General features: G+C 71.7%; 24 protein-coding genes. 6 read left to right on the top strand and 18 right to left on the bottom strand.

Annotated features, from left to right (window positions below; all coding sequences use genetic code 11):
* Positions 1-43 precede the first annotated feature (43 nt).
* Complete coding sequence (locus tag NUG21_RS18330; protein WP_263391617.1) at positions 44-3,019, top strand: bifunctional diguanylate cyclase/phosphodiesterase; 2,976 nt, start codon at positions 44-46, stop codon at positions 3,017-3,019.
* Here NUG21_RS18330 and NUG21_RS18325 read toward each other — a convergent pair.
* The 12 genes from NUG21_RS18325 to NUG21_RS18270 form a co-directional block, all read right to left on the bottom strand.
* Complete coding sequence (locus tag NUG21_RS18325) at positions 3,009-4,022, bottom strand: Rieske 2Fe-2S domain-containing protein (protein WP_263391616.1); 1,014 nt, start codon at positions 4,020-4,022, stop codon at positions 3,009-3,011. The two genes, NUG21_RS18330 and NUG21_RS18325, sit on opposite strands and share 11 nt — an antisense overlap.
* 43 nt (positions 4,023-4,065) lie before the next feature.
* Complete coding sequence (locus tag NUG21_RS18320) at positions 4,066-5,253, bottom strand: GGDEF domain-containing protein (protein WP_019797944.1); 1,188 nt, start codon at positions 5,251-5,253, stop codon at positions 4,066-4,068.
* A gap of 141 nt (positions 5,254-5,394) precedes the next feature.
* Positions 5,395-6,510: a hypothetical protein gene (locus tag NUG21_RS18315; RefSeq protein ID WP_263391615.1), complete on the bottom strand. Its 1,116-nt coding sequence runs from the start codon at positions 6,508-6,510 to the stop codon at positions 5,395-5,397.
* Complete coding sequence (locus NUG21_RS18310) at positions 6,507-7,688, bottom strand: ATP-grasp domain-containing protein (RefSeq protein ID WP_263391614.1); 1,182 nt, start codon at positions 7,686-7,688, stop codon at positions 6,507-6,509. Before NUG21_RS18310 ends, NUG21_RS18315 begins: the two co-directional genes overlap by 4 nt.
* A complete protein-coding gene (locus NUG21_RS18305; RefSeq protein ID WP_263391613.1) occupies positions 7,681-8,529 on the bottom strand; it encodes an MBL fold metallo-hydrolase in 849 nt (282 codons plus the stop codon). Before NUG21_RS18305 ends, NUG21_RS18310 begins: the two co-directional genes overlap by 8 nt.
* A complete protein-coding gene (locus NUG21_RS18300) occupies positions 8,526-9,503 on the bottom strand; it encodes an NAD-dependent epimerase/dehydratase family protein (protein WP_263391612.1) in 978 nt (325 codons plus the stop codon). The genes NUG21_RS18305 and NUG21_RS18300 overlap by 4 nt, the downstream gene beginning before the upstream one ends.
* Position 9,504: 1 nt before the next feature.
* Positions 9,505-10,521: a 3-oxoacyl-[acyl-carrier-protein] synthase III C-terminal domain-containing protein gene (locus NUG21_RS18295; protein WP_263391611.1), complete on the bottom strand. Its 1,017-nt coding sequence runs from the start codon at positions 10,519-10,521 to the stop codon at positions 9,505-9,507.
* A gap of 112 nt (positions 10,522-10,633) precedes the next feature.
* Positions 10,634-11,080: a GNAT family N-acetyltransferase gene (locus NUG21_RS18290; RefSeq protein WP_263391610.1), complete on the bottom strand. Its 447-nt coding sequence runs from the start codon at positions 11,078-11,080 to the stop codon at positions 10,634-10,636.
* Between the two features lie 81 nt (positions 11,081-11,161).
* Positions 11,162-11,863: a glycosyltransferase gene (locus NUG21_RS18285; protein ID WP_160946244.1), complete on the bottom strand. Its 702-nt coding sequence runs from the start codon at positions 11,861-11,863 to the stop codon at positions 11,162-11,164.
* Positions 11,864-11,927: 64 nt separating this feature from the next.
* Positions 11,928-12,923 carry an aldo/keto reductase gene (locus NUG21_RS18280; protein WP_263391609.1) on the bottom strand — a complete coding sequence of 332 codons (996 nt, stop codon included), beginning with the start codon at positions 12,921-12,923 and terminating at the stop codon, positions 11,928-11,930.
* A 53-nt stretch (positions 12,924-12,976) separates the two neighbouring features.
* Positions 12,977-13,396 (bottom strand): carboxymuconolactone decarboxylase family protein, encoded by a 420-nt coding sequence (locus tag NUG21_RS18275; RefSeq protein ID WP_263391608.1) that lies wholly within the window; start codon positions 13,394-13,396, stop codon positions 12,977-12,979.
* Positions 13,397-13,433: 37 nt separating this feature from the next.
* Complete coding sequence (locus NUG21_RS18270) at positions 13,434-14,501, bottom strand: aldo/keto reductase (RefSeq protein ID WP_160946246.1); 1,068 nt, start codon at positions 14,499-14,501, stop codon at positions 13,434-13,436.
* A gap of 145 nt (positions 14,502-14,646) precedes the next feature.
* On the opposite strand from NUG21_RS18270, the gene NUG21_RS18265 reads away from it, so the two are divergent.
* Positions 14,647-15,570 (top strand): LysR family transcriptional regulator, encoded by a 924-nt coding sequence (locus NUG21_RS18265; RefSeq protein ID WP_263391607.1) that lies wholly within the window; start codon positions 14,647-14,649, stop codon positions 15,568-15,570.
* 15 nt (positions 15,571-15,585) lie between these two features.
* Here NUG21_RS18265 and NUG21_RS18260 read toward each other — a convergent pair whose 3' ends face one another.
* Positions 15,586-16,428 carry a DJ-1/PfpI family protein gene (locus NUG21_RS18260; RefSeq protein WP_263391606.1) on the bottom strand — a complete coding sequence of 281 codons (843 nt, stop codon included), beginning with the start codon at positions 16,426-16,428 and terminating at the stop codon, positions 15,586-15,588.
* Between the two features lie 68 nt (positions 16,429-16,496).
* A complete protein-coding gene (locus NUG21_RS18255; RefSeq protein WP_263391605.1) occupies positions 16,497-17,036 on the bottom strand; it encodes a 5' nucleotidase, NT5C type in 540 nt (179 codons plus the stop codon).
* A 175-nt stretch (positions 17,037-17,211) separates the two neighbouring features.
* Between NUG21_RS18255 and NUG21_RS18250 the strand changes: the two genes are divergently transcribed.
* Entirely contained in the window at positions 17,212-17,547 is a 336-nt protein-coding gene (locus tag NUG21_RS18250) for a DUF2834 domain-containing protein (protein WP_263391604.1), read from the top strand.
* 341 nt (positions 17,548-17,888) lie between these two features.
* On the opposite strand, the gene NUG21_RS18245 is transcribed toward NUG21_RS18250, so the two are convergent.
* Both NUG21_RS18245 and NUG21_RS18240 read right to left on the bottom strand, forming a co-directional pair.
* The gene (locus NUG21_RS18245) at positions 17,889-18,344 is read right to left on the bottom strand and encodes a hypothetical protein (protein WP_263391603.1); all 456 of its coding nucleotides are present in this window, start codon (positions 18,342-18,344) and stop codon (positions 17,889-17,891) included.
* Entirely contained in the window at positions 18,332-18,772 is a 441-nt protein-coding gene (locus NUG21_RS18240) for an MFS transporter (protein ID WP_263391602.1), read from the bottom strand. The genes NUG21_RS18245 and NUG21_RS18240 overlap by 13 nt, the downstream gene beginning before the upstream one ends.
* A 149-nt stretch (positions 18,773-18,921) precedes the next feature.
* Here NUG21_RS18240 and NUG21_RS18235 point away from each other — a divergent pair, with 149 nt between their 5' ends.
* Complete coding sequence (locus NUG21_RS18235) at positions 18,922-19,443, top strand: Lrp/AsnC family transcriptional regulator (protein ID WP_019796649.1); 522 nt, start codon at positions 18,922-18,924, stop codon at positions 19,441-19,443.
* Between the two features lie 54 nt (positions 19,444-19,497).
* Here the strand turns inward: NUG21_RS18235 and NUG21_RS18230 are convergent, their stop codons facing one another.
* Positions 19,498-20,067 (bottom strand): flavodoxin family protein, encoded by a 570-nt coding sequence (locus tag NUG21_RS18230; protein WP_263391601.1) that lies wholly within the window; start codon positions 20,065-20,067, stop codon positions 19,498-19,500.
* Positions 20,068-20,181: 114 nt separating this feature from the next.
* Positions 20,182-21,087: a LysR family transcriptional regulator gene (locus tag NUG21_RS18225; RefSeq protein WP_160946249.1), complete on the bottom strand. Its 906-nt coding sequence runs from the start codon at positions 21,085-21,087 to the stop codon at positions 20,182-20,184.
* A gap of 109 nt (positions 21,088-21,196) precedes the next feature.
* On the opposite strand from NUG21_RS18225, the gene NUG21_RS18220 reads away from it, so the two are divergent.
* On the top strand, positions 21,197-21,598 hold the full coding sequence (locus NUG21_RS18220; RefSeq protein WP_019798324.1) for a DoxX family protein: 402 nt from the start codon (positions 21,197-21,199) through the stop codon (positions 21,596-21,598).
* 34 nt (positions 21,599-21,632) lie between these two features.
* Entirely contained in the window at positions 21,633-22,439 is an 807-nt protein-coding gene (locus NUG21_RS18215) for a DODA-type extradiol aromatic ring-opening family dioxygenase (protein ID WP_160946251.1), read from the top strand.
* Positions 22,440-22,487: the final 48 nt, after the last annotated feature.

The raw sequence follows: 22,487 nt of genomic DNA, 5'->3' as shown, positions 1-22,487 counted from the left end.
CCAGGCCGCTGTAACCAGCATCTTCCGCCCGTTCCCACTCCCGATGCTGCAGAAGCCGCTCGCCGACAGGAAGCGCGACCGTCGCTTTCGGCACAGCCTGCGGCGCGTCACGCGCGCGCCACTGCGGGCGATCGCGACCTGGGGCCTGGCGCTGGCGGTGCTGCTGGCCGTTGGGCTGGTGCTGGTGCTGGCGCAGGACCGCCACAACCGCCTGGCCGCGGCGCAGCGCCAGAGCCTGGCGCTGGCCACCGGCACCGACCGCCTGCTGCAGTTGCAACTGGACAATCTCGGCCAGGCCCTGCATGGCGAAGGCTTGAGCGCGCAGGCGCTGCTGACGGAGGCGCCGGTGCGCGCGCCAGAACTGATTGCCGCGTCGCTGCACGGCCTGCTGGCACGGCACCCGGAACTGCGCGACGTGGCCTTGCTGGATGCGACTGGCCAACGCCGCTTCGGTGGCGCCGGCGATGCGCAACTGCGCGCCTGGCGGCAACGTGGGCGCTGCGGCGATCGGATCTGCGTGAGCCCGCCGCTGCGCCTGGCCGACGGCACGGCAGTGGTGCGGGTGGCCGTGCCCTGGGGAACGGACGGCTGGGTGGAGGCGCAATGGCGGGTGGCCGCGCTGCAGCGCATCGTGCAAGGCACCGACAGCGGGCGCGACGGCATCGTCGCCCTGACCGACGCGCAGGGCAGGCTGCTGGCCGCCAGCCGCCCGCTTGCGGCCAGCCAGCCGCGGCTGCCGCCGGCACTCGCGCAGCCGATGCCGCACGGCGGCGCGCTGGGTCTGCACCGCGATGTCTTCGACCGCACGCCGCGGATTCTGGCGCTGACTGGTGGCGGCGCGCATCCCTTGCTGGCGGTGGCCGGCGTGGGGCTGCGCGAAACGCTGTCCGGCTGGTGGTGGTTCGCCGCGGCGGCGGCGCTGGTGTACGTGCTGTACCTGCTCGGCCTGGCCTATCTGCTCGGCAGCCTGCGCCGTGCCGAGCGGCGCCAGCGCCATCTGCTGCAGCGCCTGCGCCGCGGCGACGAGGATCTGCGCCTGGCCCACGGCATGGGCGGCATCGGGACCTGGCGCGTGGACATCGCCGAGCGCGTGCTGCGCCTGTCCGAGCCGACCGGCGCGATGTTCGGCCTGCAGCGCATGCAGTTGCCGATCGAGGCGTTCCTGGAGCGGATCCACGACGCCGATCGCGCGCGGGTGACGCAGCTGTTCGAGGACGCCGCGCAGGGCCGCGCGGACTACAACACCGTCTACCGCATGCATCTGCCCGATGGGCGCCTGCGCTGGTTGGCCGCGCGTGGCGCGCTGGTGCGTACCCGCACAGGAATGTGCATGACCGGTGCGGTACAGGATGTCAGCGACCGGCTGCATGCGCAGGCGCGCCTGCTCGATGCCGAGCGCCAGTTCCGGCTGGTGTTCGATCGCAATCCGCTGCCGTATTGGGTGTTCGCGGTGGATAGCCTGCGCTTCCTGGAAGTAAACCAGGCCGCGGTGCGCCAGTACGGCTACAGCCGCGAGGAATTCCTGGCGATGGATCTGCGCGATCTGCGTCCGGCGGAGGATGCAGAACGCTTGCTGCAGGACGTGCGCAAGCCGCGCGAGGGCTTCGACGCGCCGAGCGTGTGGACCCATCGGCGCAAGGACGGCAGCCTGCTGTCGGTGTGCGTCCACAGTGCCGACTTGGAGTTCGGCGGCGTGCCGGCGCGGCTGATCTTGGCCGAGGACGTCACCGAGCGCGTGGCCCACGAACGCGAACTGGCCTACCTGGCGCGCCACGACTTCAGCACCGGCCTGCTCAAGCCGAACGCGCTGGCCGACGCCTTGCGCGCGCAGCGGGCGGGCTATGCCATCGCCTACGTGCAGGTGCGTGGCCTGGCCCTGATCGGCGACACCCTGGGGCGCGCCGCGGGCGATGCGGTGCGCAACGCGGTGGCCGCGCGCATTCGCGCGCTTGGCGAGTGCTTCGGCCTGAGTGCGCATCAGCCGGCGCAGGACTTCGTGCTGGCGATCCTGGACCCGCAGGCCCTGCCGCAGGCCTTGCAGGCGCTGCAGGAGGCGCTGTATGCGCCGGTGCAGGGCGGCGAGTTCGCCCAGCAACTGCAGGCGCACATCGGCGTGGCGCTGTGTCCGGACGATGCCGCCGACGCCGACGAGGCCATCGGCAGCGCCGCGCAGGCTGCGCACGCGGCACAGGCCGAGGCCCGCAGCCTGGTGCGCTTCGACCGCGCCATGGCGGCGCGGACCGGCGAACGCCTGCGCCTGGCCGGACGCATCCAGCAGGCGCTCGAGCGCCAGGAATTCGAGCTGCACTTCCAGCCGATCATGGACGCCGGCAGCGGCGCGCCGCGCGAACTCGAGGCCCTGGTCCGCTGGCCGCAGGCCGACGGCAGCTTCATTGCGCCGGATGCGTTCATCCAGTTGTGCGAGGACACCGGGCTGATCCTGCCGCTGGGGCGGTGGGTGCTGCGCGCGGCGGCGCGCGCGCGCCGCGCACTGGCCGATCACGGATGGCCGGACCTGCCGGTGGCGGTGAACGTGTCGGCGCTGCAGTTCTTCGATGGCGATCTGGTCGCCGACCTGGTGCAGGCCTGCACCGCGGCCGGGCTGGCCGCCGACGGCCTGCAGCTGGAGCTGACCGAGAGCAGCCTGATGCGGCAGCCGCAGCAGGCCGGCGACGTGTTGCGGCAACTGCGCGCGCTGGGCGTGCGCGTGGCCCTGGACGACGTCGGCACCGGTTTCTCCAGCATGGCGTATCTGCGCGACCTGCCGCTGGACACGCTGAAGATCGACCGCAGCTTCGTCGCCGAGGTGGACCGCGATCCGCGCAACGCCTCGATCTGCCAGGCGCTGCTGACCCTGGGGCATTGCCTGGGCTTGGACGTGGTCGCCGAGGGCGTGGAAACCGACAGCCAGTTGCGTTGGCTGCGCGCGCACGGCTGCGGCGGCGTGCAGGGTTATCTGCTGGGGCGCCCGGCACCGCTGCCGCAGGTGCTGCAGTGGCTCGGTGCGGTCACAGCATGATCTCCACGTCGTGGCCGCTGCCCGGCGCCGGCAGCGCCTCGCCTGCCCAGTAGCGACGCAGCGGTTCGCGCACCAGGTCCAGCGCGGTGGAGGCGCCGCGCGCGCCCGGGTAGCGCTGCAGGTTGCGCGACTGCAGCGCGAGCATGCGCCGGTCCTGCTCGCCGACCCGGCGCAGCAGCGGCCACACCAGCAACCGCACCGCCCACGCCGGCGCCCAGCGGCCCTCAACGTGCAGGCTGGCGAAGACCTCGGTGCTGCGCACGCCGAGCGGGGTGAAATGCAGGCTGATCCGCACGCGGCCGCCGCGCGCGTAGCGATATTCGATCTGCGCGCTGCCGGGGGCGGCGAAATGCGCGCGTTCCAGGATGCGCGGCGACTCGAACAGCCGGTACAGCCAGCCGCTCTGCGCCGCGGCGCCGCGGTAGTCCACGTGGAAGCCTTCGTCGGTGTGGCGCAGTTCGGCGCGCATGGCGGTGCGCGCGCCGCCGCGTCGCACCAGCCCCGGATGCAGCAGATGCGTATGCAGCGGATCCAGGAAGTTCTCCAGCGCATCGACCACGTGCGCGTCCCAGCGCGTGCGCCACAGGAAGCGACGCGCCGACGGCTGCAGTGCCTGCACCAGCTGCGACGGCGCGTCCGCGCCCTCGGGATCGGGGCGCAGCCAGATCAGCCCGTCGTGCTCGCGCGCGGCGAAGGCGCGCACCCGCACCGCCGGCGGCGTCTGCCCGGGCGGCAGGCCGGGGATCTCGCGCAGGGCGCCGGTATGGTCGAAGCGCCAGCCGTGATACGGGCAGGACAGGCCGTCGCCGGTGACGCAGCCGGCCGACAGCGGCGCGTGCCGGTGCGGGCAGCGGTCTTCCAGCGCCAGCAGGCGGCCGTCGGCGCAGCGTGCGATCGCCGCATGCCGGTCCATCACCGACACCGCCAGCGGCCGCCGTCGCAACGCCGTGGCGGGCGCGACGGCGAACCACTGCCGATACAGGGACGGATGCCAGGCGCTCATGCCGCGCGCAGCGCCGCGATCGTGTGTGGTCCGCGGCAGGCGATCATGCGAGGGCGGTGCCGGCGATCCGGTTGCGGCCGGCGCGCTTGGCCGCGTACAGCGCCTGGTCCGCCGCCAGCACCAGGGCCTGCCAGGACGCTTGCGCGCCTGGCGACAGGCAATAGCCGATGCTCACCGTGCACACCAGCGGCGCCTCCTGCGCGGCGCCGATCTGTTGCTGTTCGATGCGTCGCCGTAGGCGTTCGGCGAGATCGCGCACGCCCGCCTCGTCGGCCTGCGGAACCAGCACCATGAACTCCTCGCCGCCGATGCGCGCCAGCAGGTCGGGCACGCGGATCTGCTGCGCCAGTGTCTGCGCGATGGCGATCAATACCTGGTCGCCGACGGCGTGACCGAAGCGATCGTTGATCGACTTGAAATGGTCCACGTCGATCATCAGCACCGCGATCGACGCCTGCCGGCGTGCGGCATCGAGGGTCGCCGCCTCGCCGCGCTCCCACATCACCCGGCGGTTGGTGACCCCGGTCAGCGGATCCTGCGAGGCGTGCCGGGTCAGTTCCGCGTTCATTTCGCGGGTCAGCATCCACAGAAAGCCGGGCGTGATGCTGGCGGTCAGCACGATGCGCGAGAGCAGGCCGAAGTTGGTGGTCGGGTCGAAGCTGGTGTCGACGTCGGGATGGAAGGCCCACCAGGCCACCCGCAGTCCCACCATGCCAGCCCACAGGAAATGGAAGACGGCGGTGAAGCGCGCCGCCGCGCGCACCGTGCTGTCGGCATGGCGCCACAGCACCACCGCCGTGGCCACGGTCAGCATGCCGCGCAACAGGCCGCCGAAGATCACCATGATCCGGTGATCGAGGCCGGCGTAGTGCAGGCTGTAGAGTTCCAGTGCGCACAGCAGTGCGACCGGTATCAGCAACGTCCATTGCAGCAGCGGGCGCTGCAGGTAGACGTTCACCGCGACCAGCGTCAGTACGGTGGCCACGTCCAGGGTGACGTTGCCGGCGGGCGCGACCCAGTCCGCCATGTAGTGCCAGGCCGGCGCCAGCAGGGTGCCGAAGCCCAGGGCGAACACGCCGTAGCTCAGCGCCAGCAGCAACAGGCTGCGCGCGTGACGTTCCTTGCGGCCGGTGACGTACAGCGCCAGGAACATCGCCGAGGACACTGCCGCGAGCAATGCGTTGACGATCAACAGGGTGCCGGCATGGGCCAGATGCGCAATCCATTCCACAGATGTCCCGGGCCACAGCGGCGATGGGGTGTTGCAGGTGCAGCAAAGTATAAGGCAGCGGGTGCGCCCGGCATTCGGCAAAACACGCGGGTTTTGCGCTGAAAACGGTTACGGAATACAAAACGCGCGGCGCGGCGCCGCTCACAGCCGATACCGGCGCATCAGCGGCACGCCGATGCGCCGGGTCAGCGCGCCGAGCGCGGCGATCGGCTGGCGTCGCCGCAACGGCAAATGGCGCGCATCGACCGCGCTGTATTCGATGACCGGCACGCCGCCGCGCTGGCGTTTGAAGCTGGCGGCGCCGGCGCTCTGGTTGAGGCGCTGGCCGTACCGTCGCGCATGGTCGATGCCGCAGGCGGTGAGGGTGCGGTACAGCGCCAGCCGCTGCGGCAGGCGCAGGTCGTAGCCGACGATCGGCGCGGTGACGGTGCCGCCGATGCCGAACAGGCCGGTGATGCACACCAGGTGCCCGGTGGTGTCGCGGAAGCCATCGAAGCGCAGCAGCCCGGCGCGGTGCCAGGCGCGCAGGAAGCCGGCGTGGTAGGCCGGATTGCAATGCGAATATTTTTCCAGATACAGCTGCGCATACAGCGCGGCGATGCGCGGGTAATCGGCCTCGCCGATGGCGTCGTTGCCGCAGCGCTGCAGGTCGCGGCGGTCGACCAGCTTGAGGTCGCGGGCCAGGTCGCGGTGGCGCAGCAGCTGCGGCCAGTCCTCGTACAGGTACACCTGGCGGCTGGCGATCAGGGTGAAGCCCTCGGCCTGCAGCGCGTGCAGCCACTGCGGCGTGTCCACCGCGTTGAGCGAGCGGAACCACAGCGCGTGGTCGGGCCAGCGCGCGCGTGCGGCGTCCAGCAGCGTGCGCAGGCCGCTCGGCGGCAGCGGCGGATACAGGTTGGTGGACAGCAGCCAGTTGTTGAGGGTGACCGCGCGGTCGATGCGCGCCCAGTCCAGCCACGCGCCGATGCCGCCGCACAGCCCGCGCACCGGTGCGGACAGCGCGCCCGGCAGCAGCCGCGCCGCTTCCTCGGCGGCATAGTCGGCATACGTGGTGCGCGGAGAGCAGACCCAGGCATTGCCCGGGTGGCGCTCGCCGACCGTCACCGGCAGCGCCAGTGCGCCGGCGCGCAGCACCTCGATGCGTGCATGCGCATTGTCGGCCAGCCGCTGCGCGTCGCCGCCAGCATGCAGCGCGGCGAAGCGTTGCAGCTGCGCGAGGTAATCGGCGGCCGCGGCGTCGGTGGTGCCGGCGCTCATGGCGGCGGCAGCGCCTCGCCGTCCCACTCGGTATCGCGGGTGGCGGCCTCGCGCACGCTGCAGCGCTGCGCCAGCGCCAGCCGCGCATGGCTGCCCAAGTCGCACAGCGTGCCGGCCAATGGCCAGCGGTCGCCGCGCGGCGCCAGCACGTCCTCGGCGCGTGCGTAGTCCTGGCGCCACTGCCGCAGGCGGCCGTGGCCCAGTGCCGCCGGCAAGGCCGCGCCGAGCATCAGCACGCCCAGCATCGCTGCGCGATCGTTGGCCGGGCGCAACGGTGCCGGCGCCGCGCCCGCGTCGCCGCACAGCACGCCCACCAGCGGATCGGCTGCGGCGAACAGGTGCAGGCCGCTGGTCGCGCGCGGATTGCATTCGATCACGCTGCAGCGCCCTTCCGAAGACACCATCCAGTCGAAGGAGATCTGCCCGGTGAAGCGCAGCGCCTGCACCAGCTGCGCGGTGAAGCGCTCGATCTGCGGATCCGGCGCCGCGTCGAAGTAATAGCTGGAACTGCGCCGCAGGCGGTAGCGCGGGCGGTACACCGCATGCGCCAGCAACACACCGTCGCGCGCCAGCGCGTACGAGCAGCGCTCCTCGCCCGCACAGTAGCGCTGCGCGACCCAGTCGCCCTGCGCGGGAAGCGGCGCGGCGTCGGCGGGTACACCGTCCGGGTACAGACGCACATGCACGCCGAAGCGCGAGAATTCCGGCTTGAGCACCAGCGGGGCGCTGCCGGCCCATTCGCGCGCCTGCGCCAGGTTGCGCACGCGCACGCCGGCGGGCACCTCCACGTCGCTACCCAGCCCGCGCGCCAGTTCCATGAAGTGGTACTTGCTGTGCAGCGTACGCAACGTGTCGAAGTCGTGCAGCGGCAGGTGCAACTGCGCCGGCAGCGCGCTGCGGTAGCGGGCCAGGTAGAACACCTCCTCGCAGGTCGGTACCAGCACGTCGATGCGCTCGCGCGCGAGCAGGGCATTGAGGTCGGCCAGCCAGGCGCGCGGCGCATCGCGAGCCGGCGCCACGCGGTGATGCGCGGCCACTGCGCGCGACCAGCCGGAAATGCGGCTGGCGACGCTGTCGGCCAGATGCACCCGCCAGCCCTGCGCGGCGAAACGGCGCGCCAGGTCCAGCGCGACCGGCGCGCGCGCGCCGGTGATCAGGACGCCGGGCGCCTCAGCCATCGGCGTGCGCCTGCGGCGCCGGCCGCCACTGCCGGCAATGCGAGGGCACCAGCCGCAAGCTCGGCTCGGCCTGGCGCAGCGCATGCAGCCGCGCCAGCGTGTCGCGGTACACGCGATGCTCGCCGAGCAGGCGGGTGACCAGCGCCGGCGGTGGCGTGCCGTCGGCGAGCGCGGCGCTGGACCAGGCCGCATCGGCGATCAGGAACACCGGGCCATGCGCGTCCTCGAACCACAGGCCGTAGTGGCCCGGCGCATGCCCGGGCAGCGGCACCAGCAGCACGCTGGCGTCGCCGAACAGATCGCGCGGCGTGCCGAAGTCGCGCAGCGCGGCGGGCGTTGCGGCCGCGGGCAGCGCCTCGATCCAGTGCATGCGCGGGCGCGCGCCATGCAGCAGCGCCGGCAGGAAGCCTTCGCGCAACGCGGTCAGGCGACCGCGGCGCTGCAGGTCGTCCCAGGCCTGTTGCGCGCAGGCCAGGCGCGCCTGCGGGAAGTCGGCGACGCCGCCGACGTGGTCGCCGTGGAAGTGCGACAGCACGATCCAGCCGATGCGGTCCGGCTCCACGCCGTCGCGAGCGAGTTGTTCGCGCAGCGATTGCCCTGGCGTCAGCTGCACCGGGGTCAGCCAGCGATACAGGCGCTCGGGAAAGCGCGCGGTGGCGTCGAAGAAGTGGCGCGCGTAGCCGGTATCGAACAGCAGGTCGCCGTGCTGCGGATGCTGCAGCAGGGCCGCCAGCGCCGGGAACGGACACGGCGCCAGCGGCGCGCCGCGGCGCGTGGCGCGTTCGGGATGCGTGCAGTGGCCGGCTTCGTACAGCCGCCAGCGCAGCCGGGGCGCGCTCATGGCTGCCCCAGTGCGGCCAGCCCGGCCTCGGTCGACAGCACCGGCGCATAGCCGAGTTCGCGGCGCGCGCGGCCGATGTCCAGCGTCTGCGAATAGCCGAGCACGCCGATGCCGTAGCGGCTGAGCCGCGGCTCGGGTTGGCCGTGTCGGCGCAGCGCGATCTGTTCGCCGAGCGTGGCCAGGGCCAGCGCCGGCCCGCGCGGCACCGGCAGCAGCCGCACGCGCAGGCGCAGCACCGCGAACAACTCGGTCAGCAGGTCGCGTACCGCGATCGGGGTGCCGTTGCTGATGTTGTAGGCGCGGCCGTCGCCGATGTGCTCGGCACGCAGCGCGGCCAGCGCCGCGGCCACGGCATTCTCCACGCAGCACACGTCGATCATCGCGCGTCCGCCGTGGACCAGCGGGAACCAGCCGCGCTGCGCCACCGCCAGCAGCCGCGGCACGATCGCGTTGTCGCCATGGCCGAACACCGCGCGCGGGCGCAGCACCACCGCCGGCAGCCCGGCCGCCGCCGCCGCGCGCACCTTCTCCTCGGCTTCCCACTTGGTCTGCGGGTAGCCGCCGATCCAGCGCGCCGGCGGGGTGAAGTCTTCGGTGATCTGGTATTGATCGGCGAAGCGGAAGTAGATGCTCGGCGAACTGAAGTGCACGAAGCGGCGCACGCGCGCGGCCAGCGCGGCGGCGAGCAGGCGTTCGGTGGCGACCACGTTGGCCAGGCGGAAGGTCTCGGCGCTGGCCCACGGCGCCGATAGCGCGGCGCAGTGGATCACCGCATCGCAGCCCTGCAGCAGCGGCGCCAACGCGTCGTGGCAGAGGTCGGCGCGCTGCACCTCGATGCGCGGATCGTTGGCGAAGGCCGCCAGCTTGGCGGCGTCGCGGCCGCTGGCACGCACCGGTACGCCGGCCTCGGCCAGGGCGCGCACGATGTAGGCGCCGATGAACCCGGACGCGCCGGTGACCAGGACGCGGGCCATGTCAGTAGCGCAACACCGCGCCGCCGAACGCCAGCCCGGCGCCGGAGCCGACCAGGCCGATCAGGTCGCCGCGGACGATGCGGCCGCTGGCGATCGCCTGGTGCAGCGCGCCGGGAATCGACGCGGCCATCTGGTTGCCGCGGTGGCCGATCACCTCGATCAGCGCATCCGGCGCCAGCCCCAGCGCCACGCGCAGGTGGCGCAGCGCCTTGGCGCTGGCCTGGTGCGGCACGATCCGCCGCAGCTGCGCCAGCTCGACCCCGGCCTGCGCCAGCAGCCGCTGCAGGAAGCCGGGCAGCTTCGCTGCGGCCAGGCGGTAGGTGGCGCGGCCGTTCATTTCGAACTGCGAGCCGGCGCGCAGCGCGTCGACACCGTGATCCAGGCGCAGGCGGGTGCCGCCGGCGCGCACGCGGCAGTGGTCGATGCCTTCGGAATAGGTTTCCAGGCGCGCGGTCAGCAATTGCGAACCGCTGTCGCCTGCGTCGGCGCCGAGCACCACCGCCGCGGCGCCATCGCCGAACAGCGGCGCGGTGTCCGCATCGTCCGGGTTGAGGCCGACGCTGGCGATCTCGCTGGAGACGATCAGCACGCGGCGATAGCGGCCGGCGGCGATCGCGGCCGCGGCCAGGTCGAGCGCGGCGATGAAGCTCAGGCAGGTGGCGTTGATGTCGAAGGCCGGGATGCCGCTGCCCTGCAGGCCCAGCCGCGCGTGCAGCAGCGCGGCGCTGCACGGGATCGCCTGTTCCATCAGGCTGCAGGCGCTGATCACGCAATCGACCTCGTGTGCCTGCAACTGCGCCGCCTCCAGCGCCGCGCGCGCGGCGCGCTCGCCCATCAAGGTGGCCGGCTCGTCGGCGCCCGCATAGTGCCGCGTGGCCACCCCGGTATGCCGCAGGGTCCAGCCGGTGGGCTTGCCCCAGCGCCGGTCGAAGGTCTCCGCCGGCACTTGCTGCGCGGGCAGATACTCGCCCGTGCCGAGGAGACGCAGCGCAATGGGCCTGCTGGTGTGGACGCTCATCCGTAAAGCTCGCACAAGGGGCGCGCAGCGTACTGCCAGCACGTCGGCGCCGGCAACCGCGCTTGGGACGATCGCGCCGCCGCTGTCTGCGGCTGGCGACCTCAGACAGTCCTCAATCGCGCAGCGACTTGGCGAAATACTTGGGCGCTTCGACAAAGCCTTCCCGCCGATAGAAGGCGTGCGCGCGTTCGCGCCGGCTGTGGCAGTGCACCTCCAGGCGGTCGCAGCCGCGCTGCCGCGCCAGCGCCTCGCCCTCCGCCAGCAAACGCTGTCCCACCCCGGCGCCGCGCGCGCGATCGTCGACGCAGAAATAGCTGATGCGGCAGATGTCGCCGGCCAATGCCAACTGCGGCAGAAAGTGCAGCGACAACACACCCAAAACGTCGTCACCTGCGGCGGCCACCAGCAAGGCCGCGTCCGGGTGCGCCAGGAGCTGCGCCAGGCGGGCCTCGATGAAGTCCTCGGTTCCGGCATAGTCCAGCGCCGCCATCAGCGCCACGATCGCCTGCCGGTCCGCCATCGCCGCGTTCCTGATTTCCAGGGTGCCGTTCTCGCTCATTTGCGGAGCGTAGGAAGCCGCCCGCTTGGGCGCAACCGCTTTGCCGACCCGACGCCGCCTGTGCGGAATTGACGACACGCCCTAGCGCCCGCGGCGCTGCCCGTACCAGAAGCCCAGGCCGTCGCGCGAGCGCAGCAGGCCGCGGCCGCGGCGCAGCAACTGCAGCAACAGCCCTAGGTGCTCGCGCTTGCTGAAGCTGCGCAGCTTGCGGTCGGAGGTGTGCACCGGCTCGCGCAGGATCACGAAGCGTCCCTGCCGCGCCAGCGCGCGGCTCAGGGCGACGTCCTCGCCGGCGTAGTAGCGCTCGTCGAAGCCGCCGGCGGCGAGGAAGGCGCTGCGCGTGCAGAACAGGAAGCAGCCGGGGGCGATGCCGGTGCAGCGGAACAGCCAGCCGAACAGCGCCTGGGCCAGGCGTTCGTGCCAGGCGATGTCGCCGAGCAGGCGCACCTGCGCCCCGCCGCCGACCGCGCCGGTGCCCAGCGCGCGCAGCGCCGCGGCCAGCAGCGGCGTATTGACCCGGGTGTCGGCATCGACGAACAGCAGGTGGCGGCCGCTGGTGGCGGCGGCGCCGGCATTGCGCACGGCGGCGATGTGCCGCAGTTCCACCTCCAGCACCTGCGCGCCATGCCGGCGCGCGATCTCGGCGGTGGCGTCGCTGCAGGCGTCGGCCACCACCAGCGTCTCGCAGTCCAGCCGCAGCGCCTGGGCGGCGACGTGCAGCGAGGCCAGCGTGTCGCCGATCAGGGCGGCTTCGTCGTGCGCGGGGACGATGAAGGAGATCACCCGCGCATCATGCGGGGCCGGCGCGGCGCGGGCAATCGACCCGCGCCGCGGCCGGGGACGCGGTTCAGCCCTGCAGCGCGCCGCGCGAGGCGGCGGGGTAGCGATGGCCGGCGGCGGCACCGGCGGGGAAGATCGCCTCGATCTGCGCCAGCTCCTCGGCGCTCAGCTTCACCTGCAGCGCGCCCAGGTTCTCCTCCAGGTAGGCCAGGCGCTTGGTGCCGGGGATCGGCACCAGGTCCTCGCCCTGCGCCAGCACCCAGGCCAGCGCCAGTTGGCCCGGGGTCACGCCCTTGGCCTGGGCCAGTTCGCGCACCCGCTCCACCAGTTGCAGGTTGCGGGCGAAGTTCTCGCCCTGGAAGCGCGGCGAATGGCGCCGGTAGTCGTCGGCCTCGAAGTCCTCCGGCGAGCGGATCGCGCCGGTCAGGAAGCCGCGGCCCAGCGGCGAGTAGGGCACGAAGCCGATGCCCAGCTCGCGCACCGTCTCCAGCACGCCGTCGTGTTCCGGGTCGCGCGACCACAGCGAGTACTCGCTCTGCAGCGCGGTGATCGGATGCACCGCGTGGGCGCGGCGGATGGTGCCGGCAGCGGCTTCGGACAGGCCCAGGAAGCGCACCTTGCCCTGTTCCACCAGCCGCGCCATCGCCCCGACGGTGTCCTCGATCGGCACGTTCGGGTCCACGCGGTGCTGGTAGTACAGGTCGATATGGTCCACGCCGAGCCGGCGCAGACTGGCCTCGCAGGCGGACTGCACGTACTCCGGGCGGCCGTCGATGCCGCGCGCGGCCGGGTCGTTGGGGTCGAGCTTGATGCCGAACTTGGTCGCCAGCACGACCTGGTCGCGGCGCCCTGCCAGCGCCTTGCCGACCAGCACTTCGTTGGTATGCGGGCCGTACATGTCGGCGGTGTCGATGAGGCTGACGCCGTGCTCGATCGCGGCATGGATGACCGCGATCGCGGCGGCGTCGTCGCTGCGGCCGCCGTAGAACGCGCTCATGCCCATGCAGCCGAGGCCGAGGGCGGAGACGCGGGGGCCGTTGCGGCCGAGGGTGCGGGTTTGCATGGAACTGCTCCTGAGGGGGAGGGGAGGGAAAGCGTGGCCGGTGTCCGGTTCGCTCAGGGTGAGGGCGCGTCCAGCACCTCGCGGGCGATGGCGAGCGCGTTGAGCGCGGTGGGGAAGCCGACGTAGGCGTACAGCTGGTCGAGCACGGCGAAGATCTCTGCACGGCTGGCGCCTGCCGCCTGCGCGGCGCGCAGATGCAGGCGCAACTGCGGTGCGGCGTGGCCGAGGCTGGCCAGCACCGCCACCGTGACCAGTTCGCGGGTCCGCAGGTCCAGTGGGCCGTCGGCGCGATAGATCTCGCCGAAGGCGATGGCGGCGCCGCGGCCGCTCAGTGCGGTGTCCGCGTCGTCGGCCAGGGCGCGGATCGCCGCACCCTGCTGCGGACCCATCAGCGCGGTGATCTGCGCGATGCCGGCCGCTTCGGCCTCGGCCAGGGTCATGCTGCTCGGCAGTGTGGTCGTGGTGGATGCCATGCAACGCTCCTCGTGTGCGAAGGGACGGTCGCCGCGCTCAGCGCGGCTGGATGCGGGTGCCGCCGCTCAGCAGCGCCTGCGGATTCGGCGAGGCCAGGAAGTCGTGCGGGAAGCCCAGTTCGATCGCGCTGGCCGCGTCCAGCCGCTGCAGCGCCTCGGCGTCCAGGTGCAAGGTCAGGGCGCCCAGGTTGTCCTGCAGTTGCGTCACGCTGCGTGCGCCGACGATCGGCATCGCCCCACGCGCCAGCAGCCAGGCCAGCGCCACCTGCGCCGGCGAGCGCTGCAGGTCGGCGGCCAGCGCCACCACCGCCTCGGCCACCGCCAGCGCGTGCTCGTTGAAGGTCCGTTGCGAATGCGCGACCTCGGCGCGGCCCACGCCATCGACCTGCGCGCCGCCGGAGGCGGCCGCGCGCACCCGCGCCAGGTCGGCGGCGCCGTACTTGCCGGTGAGCACGCCCATCGCCAGCGGCGACCAGGCCAGCACCGACATGCCCAGCGCCTCGGCCATCGGCACTAGTTCGCGCTCGACCGTGCGCTGCGCCAGCGAGTATTCGATCTGCAGGGCGACGAACGGCGTCCAGCCGCGCAGGTCGGCCAGGGTCTGCATGCGCGCCACCTGCCAGGCGGGGGTGTCGGAGATGCCGGCGTAGAGGATCTTGCCGGCGCGCACCAGGTCGTCGAAACCGCGCATGACCTCGTCGATGCCGGTGGTGCCGTCCCAGGCATGCAGGTACAGCAGGTCCAGGTAGTCGGTGCCCAGCCGCGCCAGGCTGGCGTCGACCGAGCGCAGCAGCGCCTTGCGGTGGTTGCCGCCGCCGTTGGGGTCGCCGGGGAAGGGATTGAGCGCGAACTTGCTGGCGATCACCAGGCGGTCGCGGCGGCCGGCGACGAAGCGGCCGAGCAGGGTCTCGGCGCTGCCGTTGGTGTAGATGTTGGCGGTATCGAGGAAGTTGCCGCCGGCATCGACGTACAGGTCGAACAGGCGGCGCGCCTCGGCCTCGTCCGCGCCCCAGCCCCAGTCGGCGCCGAAGGTCATGGTACCCAGGCACAGCGGGCTGACGCGCAGGCCGGAGCGGCCGAGCAGGCGGTAGTGATCGAGGGCCATTGCAGCGGTCTCCAGGTGAGGTGCGGGCACTGTAGGCGCCGCGTCGCCACGGATAAATCGGTGGAATCTGCATGTGCTTTGAAGGTGTGCTAAATAATCGCGGGCGCCACATCACGCGTCCGCCCTGCCGCTGTTGCCAGTTCCCATGCACCGTCCACCGCCGCTCTCCGCCGTCGTCGCCTTCGTCCGCGTGGCCCACCACGGCAGCTTCACCCGCGCCGCGGCCGAACTGGGCGTCTCGCCCTCGGCCTTGTCGCAGACGCTGCGCGCGCTGGAGGCGCAGCTGGGCGCGCGCCTGCTCAACCGCACCACCCGCCGGGTCGGCCTGAGCGAGCATGGCGAGCGCTTCCTGCAGCGGGTGGCGCCGGGCCTGGCGCAGATCGACGCGGCCTTCGCCGACCTGGATTTCCTGCGCGACCGCCCGGCCGGCACGCTGCGCATCAACCTGCCGCTGGTGGCCGCCGAGCAACTGGTGTGCCCGCAGTTGCCGGCGTTCCTGGCGCGCTATCCGGAGGTCAGCGTGGAGCTGTATTCGGACCGGACCCTGGCCGACATCGTCGCCGGCGGCTTCGACGCCGGCATCCGCCTGGGCGAGAGCCTGGCACGCGACATGATCGCGGTGCCGGTGGGGCCGCCGCAGCGGCAGACGGTGGTGGCCGCGCCGGCGTACTTCGCCGCGCACGGGGTGCCACGCACGCCGGCCGAGCTGGCCGAGCACGACTGCATCCGCTGGCGGCGCACCGACGGCCGCCTGCAGGCCTGGGAATTCACCCGCGACGGCCACGATTTTCTGGTCGAGGTCACCGGGCGGCTGGTGGTCAACGACACCGCGGTCGGCCTGGACGCCGCGCGCCGCGGTCTGGGGCTGGGCCAGGCGTTCGAGTGGCAGGTCGCCGCCGACGTCGCCGCCGGCCGCCTGCAGCGGGTGCTGGACGACTGGCATGCGCCGTTCGCCGGCTGGCACATCTACTACCCGGCGCGCGAGCACCTGCCGCCGAAGCTGCGCGTGTTCATCGATCACCTGCGCGCGGCGCATGCGGCCGGCGCCGTGCTGCCCGGCGCGCAGTAGTTTTGTCGGCTGCTCTTATTCCGGCAGCGCCGGCAGCGGCTGCAGGGTCTTGGCCGCGGTCACGAACGGCGCGAACATCGCCGCCATCGGCGTGGCGACCGCGGCCGGCGTGGTCGCCATGGTGCCGCCGGCGAACGGCGGCTGCGGGTGATACTCGGCGGTCAGCATCGAGGCGGCGGCATAGGGCTGGCCGCGCAGCCTGGAGACCACGGACAGGCCGAAATCCAGCCCTGCCGAGACCCCGGCGCCGGTGATCAGTTTGCCGTCCTCGACCACCCGCGCATCCACCGGGGTGGCGCCGAAGCGCGCCAGCAGCGGGCGCACCGACCAGTGCGAGGTGGCGCGGCGCCCGCGCAGCAATCCGGCCGCGCCGAGGATCAACGCACCGGTGCACACGCTGGTGAGGTAGTCGGCGTGGACCGCGGTCTCGCGCAGGAAGGCCAGGGTGCGCGGATCGCGCGCCGCCGCGAGGGTGCCGTCGGTACCGCCGGGCACGAACACCAGGGTGAGCTTGCGCGGGCAATCGGCATAGGTGACGGTCGGCGCGATCGCCAGGCCCATGTCGCTGCGGACCGGGGTCAGGTCCTCGCCGCTGCTGACCAGATGCACCTGGGCGCCCATCATCCCGGCCAGGAAGTGATAGGGACCGACCAGATCCAGCGCGGTGAAACCGGGATAGAGCAGCATCGCGATCTGTTCGTCGCCTTGCAGGCGCACCCCCGGCAGGCGCGCGAAGCGCTCGGCCCAGGCCGCGTCGGCATGCGCGTCTGCATGCATGTGGTCGTGCGCCGCGGCCGCGCCCGGCAGCAGGCCGGCAGCGCTGCCGGCGAGCAGGCCGAGTACGGTACGTCTGTCCATTGCGATCTCCTTGGGGATGCGGTCTAGCGATGGCGGCTGGCGCGCGACTGCGCGCCGAGTCAGCGCTGCTACGCCAGACGTTGCAGCAGCGCGTCGGCCTCGTCCCAGCCGTGCAGGCGCGGGTAGCGCTGCTCGGCGGCGTTGTGGGGCGCGGAAAACAGCACGCCCTGGCCGCGGAAATGGGCGAAATGGCGCGCGTTGTCGTCGATCATGATGTCCGCGGCGACGATACGTTTGTCGCCGCAGAACACGATGTTCAGCGGGTCCAGAAAATCGAAGTGAGTGCGCAGCCAGGTCCACTTGAACGGCATCGATGCCGGATATTCCATCGCCGCGGTGGTGACGAACACCTCGTGGCGGCGCGCCAGCCGGCGCAGCGCCTCCTGGCTGCCCGGCATGCAGCGCAGGGTGCCGAAGAACTCGCCCAATTGCAGATGCGCTTCCAGCGCCTCGGCGTGCTCGGCGGCGAGCAATTGCCGCAGGCGTTTGCCGTGCAGTTGCGGCGCTTCCCAGACATAGCCGAAGCGCTTCTGCAGCCACGCCAACTGCGCCGACAGCGCGTCGGCGATCACTTCGTCCATGTCCACTGCGATGCGCAGTCGCTGCATTGTCGGTACTCCGTGGTGGCCGCGCGCCGCTGGCGGCATGCGCCGGCGCGCGCTCCGGGGATGCAGGCGCCAGCGTAGTGCAGCGATGCCGAGGCGGATCTGAACGCCGCCGCGTGTGGGAAACGCCGCGCCGGCGACGTACGCTTGCGCGCAACTCTGTCTGGACGAGGTCACGATGCGCGCACTGTATGCCGGTTTGTTCGTACTCGGAACGGCCTTGCCATTGGCGGCCTTCTGGCCTTGGTTGCAGCAGTACGGGCTGGATGTGCCGCTGCTGCTGCGGCACATCGCTGGCTCGCCGCAGGCGCTGTTCGCCTGGTGCGACGTGCTGGTCGCGGCGCTGGCGGTGATCGCGCTGGTGCTGATCGAAGGCCAGCGCCTGGGCATGCGCCGGCGCTGGCTGCCGCTGCTGGCGTTGTTGACGGTGGGAGTGTCCTCGGGCCTGCCGCTGTTCCTGTGGATGCGCGAGCGGCGCCTGGCGCTGGCCCGTGGCCGCGCCGGCGGCCAGTGAGCGCCGCTGTCTGGGATCGTAGCGTCCGCCTGGTTGCCGCCGTCTGTCGTGGCGTAAACCATGCGCGGGATCTGCTTCGCCTGCGATCGAGGTCCGCGACGGCTAAACCGGCGCGTGCCGATCGGGAGTCATGCGCCAGACGCTGGCATCCGCTCAGAGCGCATCGAAGGCTTTCCAGCTCGCCAGGGCCAGCGATCCACACCAAACCGGTGGCAAGGGTCGCGACCGCGACAAACCCCGATCCCGCATAGAGCAGCCCCATGAGCATCGGACCCACGAAGACCGCCGCATAGGTGACTGCGCTGTTCAGGCCCATCACCGCGCCTCGCGCTTGCGCCGCGCTACGGTTCAACGAGAACACCAGGGCGTTCAGCCCAAGCTGGTTGAGCGCTCCCCAAAGCACGGCGGCGGCGAACGCCGCCGACGGGTGTCGCCAAGGCAAAGCGCCAACCGAAATAGCTGGCTCCAATACCGAGAAGCACCGCCATCGTATAGCGGCGCTGGATCTGGGGCGCAGCAATGCCGACCCCGACCCCAGCCGCACCGAACCCCAGCCCGTAGGCCAACACGAACATGCTGGTCGCTTGCGCCGATAGGACGAAGGCATGGCGTACGCCTTCGCCGAAAAAGGCGAAGCTGCCGTAAAACGCCGTCATGTAGGCGAATATCAGCACAGGCAGCGGCGCCACCCGCGGTACCCGCAATGCCTGTAATGGAGACGTCCGCCGCGCCTTGCCGGGTTCGCTGCCGACCCCGCGCAAGACCCGTAACATCCACAGGGCGATCAGCACGGACATTCCCGCCAGCAGGACCTAGACGCCCGCCAGCCGAAGCCTGCGGCGACAAAGGCCGCCAATGGCACCGCCAGCACCAGCGACAGCGCCCAGCTTGTCAGCACGATCCCAAGACGCGCGGCCTCGCGCCCTTGCGGCGCCGTCGCCACCGCCGTCGCATACGTGCCGGGAAGCAGAACCCCGGTCGCAACCCCGGCCAAGGCCGGCGCCAGGCAGAGCCAGACCCAAGTCTGGCTGACGCTGCTGGCTGCCAGCGCCAATAGCAGTGTGGCCCCGCCCAGCACCCATCCGGCGGGACGTCGGTCGATCAGTGTCCCAAGCGTCAGCGCCGACACCGCCGTCGCTGCGCCAAAGGCCGAAATCGCCCATGCGATGCGGAACGGTTCTGTCCCAAGCGCTGCCGCTACGTCCGACAGGATCGGGGTCAGCACGAAGGCGTTCGACCCCACAAGCAGAACCGCGGCCAGCAGCGCAGCGGTCTGCTTGATCCGAATACGATTCGCTGAAATGTCGGTCTCATGGGGCGCATACGGCGATAAGGTACAGATTCAGACGCTCTTGGCGAACGAAAAGCGAGAGGATGAACGCAAAAACGAACGCGGTTCTGCGCGGAGCGACGCACCCCTCCGGCCTCGACAGCACCGACCGAACGTTATTAAGGCTGCTCGCGGAAAACGCCGACAGGTCCTATTCCGAGCTTTCGGAACGGGTGCACCTGTCCGCTCCGGCAGCGCATGAGCGGGTGAAGCGATTGCGCCGCGGCGGTTTCATGCGCGGCACGGTCGCGCAGCTCGGCGGCGCAAAGATCGGTTGCCCGCTCCTTGCCTTCGTCCACGTCACGACGGAGGGATGGGGCATGACCGAGCCGATCCAGGCCTTGCGGGAATTGGCCGATGTCGAGGAGATCCATACCGCGACCGGAAACACCTGCCTGATCCTGAAGGTGCGCTGCGCGGACCCGGCTGGCCTGGAGCGGCTGCTGTCCAGTATTCAAGCGGTCAAGGGCGTACGTGCCACCCACAGCTATGTCGTGCTCGGTACCTACCTTGAACGCGGCCCCATGCCCGAGATACCGCAACGCGTCGCCACCCCTGCAGCGTGATCGTTGCGGCGGCAGCGGAGCGGCGCCGTCGATGATGGACGGCGCCGCCTGCGATCAGCCCTTGAGCCTGGCGGCGAACTCGGCCACGCGCTTGCCGAGCAGGCGCGCGGTCTCCAGGTCGCCGCTGCGCGGCGCCTCGTCCGGCGAGGCGTCGGACGGCGAGATCGCCAGCGCGCCGCCGGAGCCGGCGGTCCAGTTCACGTCGTTGGGGCCGTGCGCCTTGGTGTTGGACGGCAGCAGGCCGGTGCCGACCCAGATCTGGCCGTGCTGCTGGGCCAGGGTCCAGAAGTATTCGATGGTGGCGAACTTGTCGCCGTTGACCGAGGCCGAGTTGGTGAAGCCGGCGGCGATCTTGTCCTTCCAGGCCTGCGAGAACCACGGCTTGGAGCTGGCGTCGGCGAACTTCTTGAACTGCCAGGCCGGGCCGCCCATGTAGGTCGGGCTGCCGTAGATGATGGCGTCGGCCTGGCCGATGGCCTCCCAGGCGCCGTCGGGCAGGTTGCCGTCCTGGTCGATGCGGTACAGCGTGGCCTCGCCGACGCTGGCGGCGCCGGCGTGCACGGCCTCGGCCTGCTTGACGGTGTGGCCGTAGCCGCTGAAGTAGACGATCGCGATCTTGCTCATAAGCGGACTCCTGAGGTGAGGGGGGGGGGAAGCGCGGGCATTGTGCGCATGCCCGGCTGCCCGGATCAGCGCCATCGGCGGGATGTTGTGTCCGACCGCGCGCCGCGGTTCGGTTCAGTTCTCGGCCGGGGAGCGCATGGTGCGGTCGATGCCGACCTCGACCAGGTAGTCGATGAAGCTGCGCACCTTCGGCGCCAGGTGGCTGCGGCTGGCGTACACCGCGTAGACACCGATCGGGCCGACCTCGTGCTCGGGCAGCACCCGTACCAGGCGGCCATCTTCCAGTGCCGCCTCGGCCATGAAGTCCGGCTGCATGGTAATGCCCATGCCGGCGATGGCCGCCTCGCGCAGCACGTCGCCGCAATTGGCGCGCAGGGTGCCGGCCACCCGCACCTGGGTCGCTCCCTCGGGGCCGTGCAGCGTCAGGTCGTCCTGCACGTAGCTGTAGCTGAGGAAGGCGTGGCCGGCCAGGTCGGCCGCCAGCTGCGGCGTGCCGGCGCGCGCCAGGTAGGCCGGCGCCGCGCACAGGAAGGCCTGCACTTCGCCGAGCTTGCGCGCGATCAAGGTCGGCGCCACCTGGCGGGTGATGCGGATCGCCAGGTCGTAGCCTTCCTCGACGATGTCCACCAGGCGGTCGGACAGGGTCAGGTCCAGTGCCACCTGCGGATAGCGCGCGCTGTAGCCGGCCAGGCGCGGCCCGAGCCGGGCGATGCTGAAACTGAAGGGGGCGTTGATCCGCAGCGTGCCCGAGGGCGTCAGCGCCTGCTCGCCGACCGCCGCCTCCATGTCGTCGAACTCGGCCAGCAACATCTGGCAGCGCTGGTAGTAGGCGGCGCCGACGCTGCTCGGGCTGACCCGGCGGGTGGTGCGGTTGAGCAGGCGCGAGCCCAGGCGTTGCTCCAGCCACGCCACCTGGCGGGTGACGCTGGCCGTGGACATGCCCAGCGCCTCGGCGGCGGCGTTGAAGCCGTTGCGGTCGACCACGGCGACGAACACCCGCATCGCATCAAGCGTATCCATTGTTGCGGATCCCGAAATGAATTCTCGAAATAACGATAATTTATTCGTGGCGGCGACGGGAATAGCCTGTACAGCGTTCCCCATCCCATGGTCCGTCGTGAGGTCTCCCATGTCCGCTCCCGTCTCCCGCCTGGCGCCCTACGGTGCCACCCTGCTGCGCCTGGCCCTGGGCGCGCTGTTCCTGGTGCATGCACTGACCAAGCTGCTGGTGTTCACCCCGGCCGGCACCGCCGCCTACTTCGTGTCGCTCGGGTTGCCGGGCGCGGTGGGCTATGTGGCGATGGCGCTGGAGTTCACTCTCGCCGCGGCCTTGCTGCTCGGCGTGTACGCGCGCTGGGTGGGGCTGCTCGGCATCCCGCTGCTGCTCGGCACCATCGTCAGCGTGCACGGCGCCAACGGCTTCGGCTTCGCCAATCCCGGCGGCGGCTGGGAGTACCCGGCGTTCTGGGCGCTGGCGCTGGCGGTGCTGTTCCTGATCGGTGACGGCCGCTTCACGTTGCGCACGCGCTGAGCGCGGTGTTTCCTGTCCCTTCCGGAGACCTGTCATGTCTCGTCTGCCCTCCCTGTACATCTCGCACGGTTCGCCGATGACCGCGCTGCAGCCCGGCCTGGTCGGCACCCGCCTGGCCGAACTGGCGAAGACGCTGCCGCGGCCGCGCGCCATCGTGCTGGCCTCGGCGCACTGGCTGGGCCGGCGGCCATTGGTCGGCGCCGCGGCGCAGCCGCCGACCATCCACGACTTCGGCGGCTTCCCGCAGGCGCTGTACGCGATGCAGTATCCGGCGCCGGGTGCGCCGGCGCTGGCGCACCAGGTCGCCGAGCTGCTGGCGCAGGCCGGGCTGGCGCCGGTGCTGGACGAACGCCGCGGGCTGGACCATGGCGTGTGGGTGCCGCTGTCGCTGCTGTACCCGCAGGCCGACATTCCGGTGGTACCGCTGTCGATCCAGCCGGAACTGGGGCCGGAGCACCACCTGGCGCTGGGCCGCGCGCTGGCGCCGCTGCGCGAGGACGGCGTGCTGGTGATCGGCTCGGGCAGCATCACCCACAACCTGCACGACTTCGGCCGCTACGCCGAGGGCAAGGAAGTGCCCTACGTGCGTCCGTTCATCGAGTGGACCGAGCAGGCGTTGCGCCGCGACGACGTGCCGGCGATGCTCGACTACCGTCGGCAGGCGCCGTTCGCCGCGCGTGCGCATCCCACCGACGAGCACTGGTTGCCGATCTACGTGGCGGTGGGCGCGGCGGGCACGGAGGGGCTGGGAGCGCAGCGCATCGACGCCGGGATCGACGCCGGCCTGCTGGCGATGGACATCTATCGCTTCGATGGCGCCGCGGCGCGCGCAGCGGCCTGAACGCCGGCGCGTCGACCTGAGCGATTCATGGCGGTGAAGGCCGCAGCG

The sequence above is a fragment of the Xanthomonas sp. CFBP 8445 genome, assembly GCF_025666235.1.
Taxonomy (GTDB): Bacteria; Pseudomonadota; Gammaproteobacteria; order Xanthomonadales; family Xanthomonadaceae; genus Xanthomonas_A; species Xanthomonas_A indica.
Note: the sequence above shows the minus strand (reverse complement) of the source record. Positions and strands in the feature narration are given on the sequence as shown.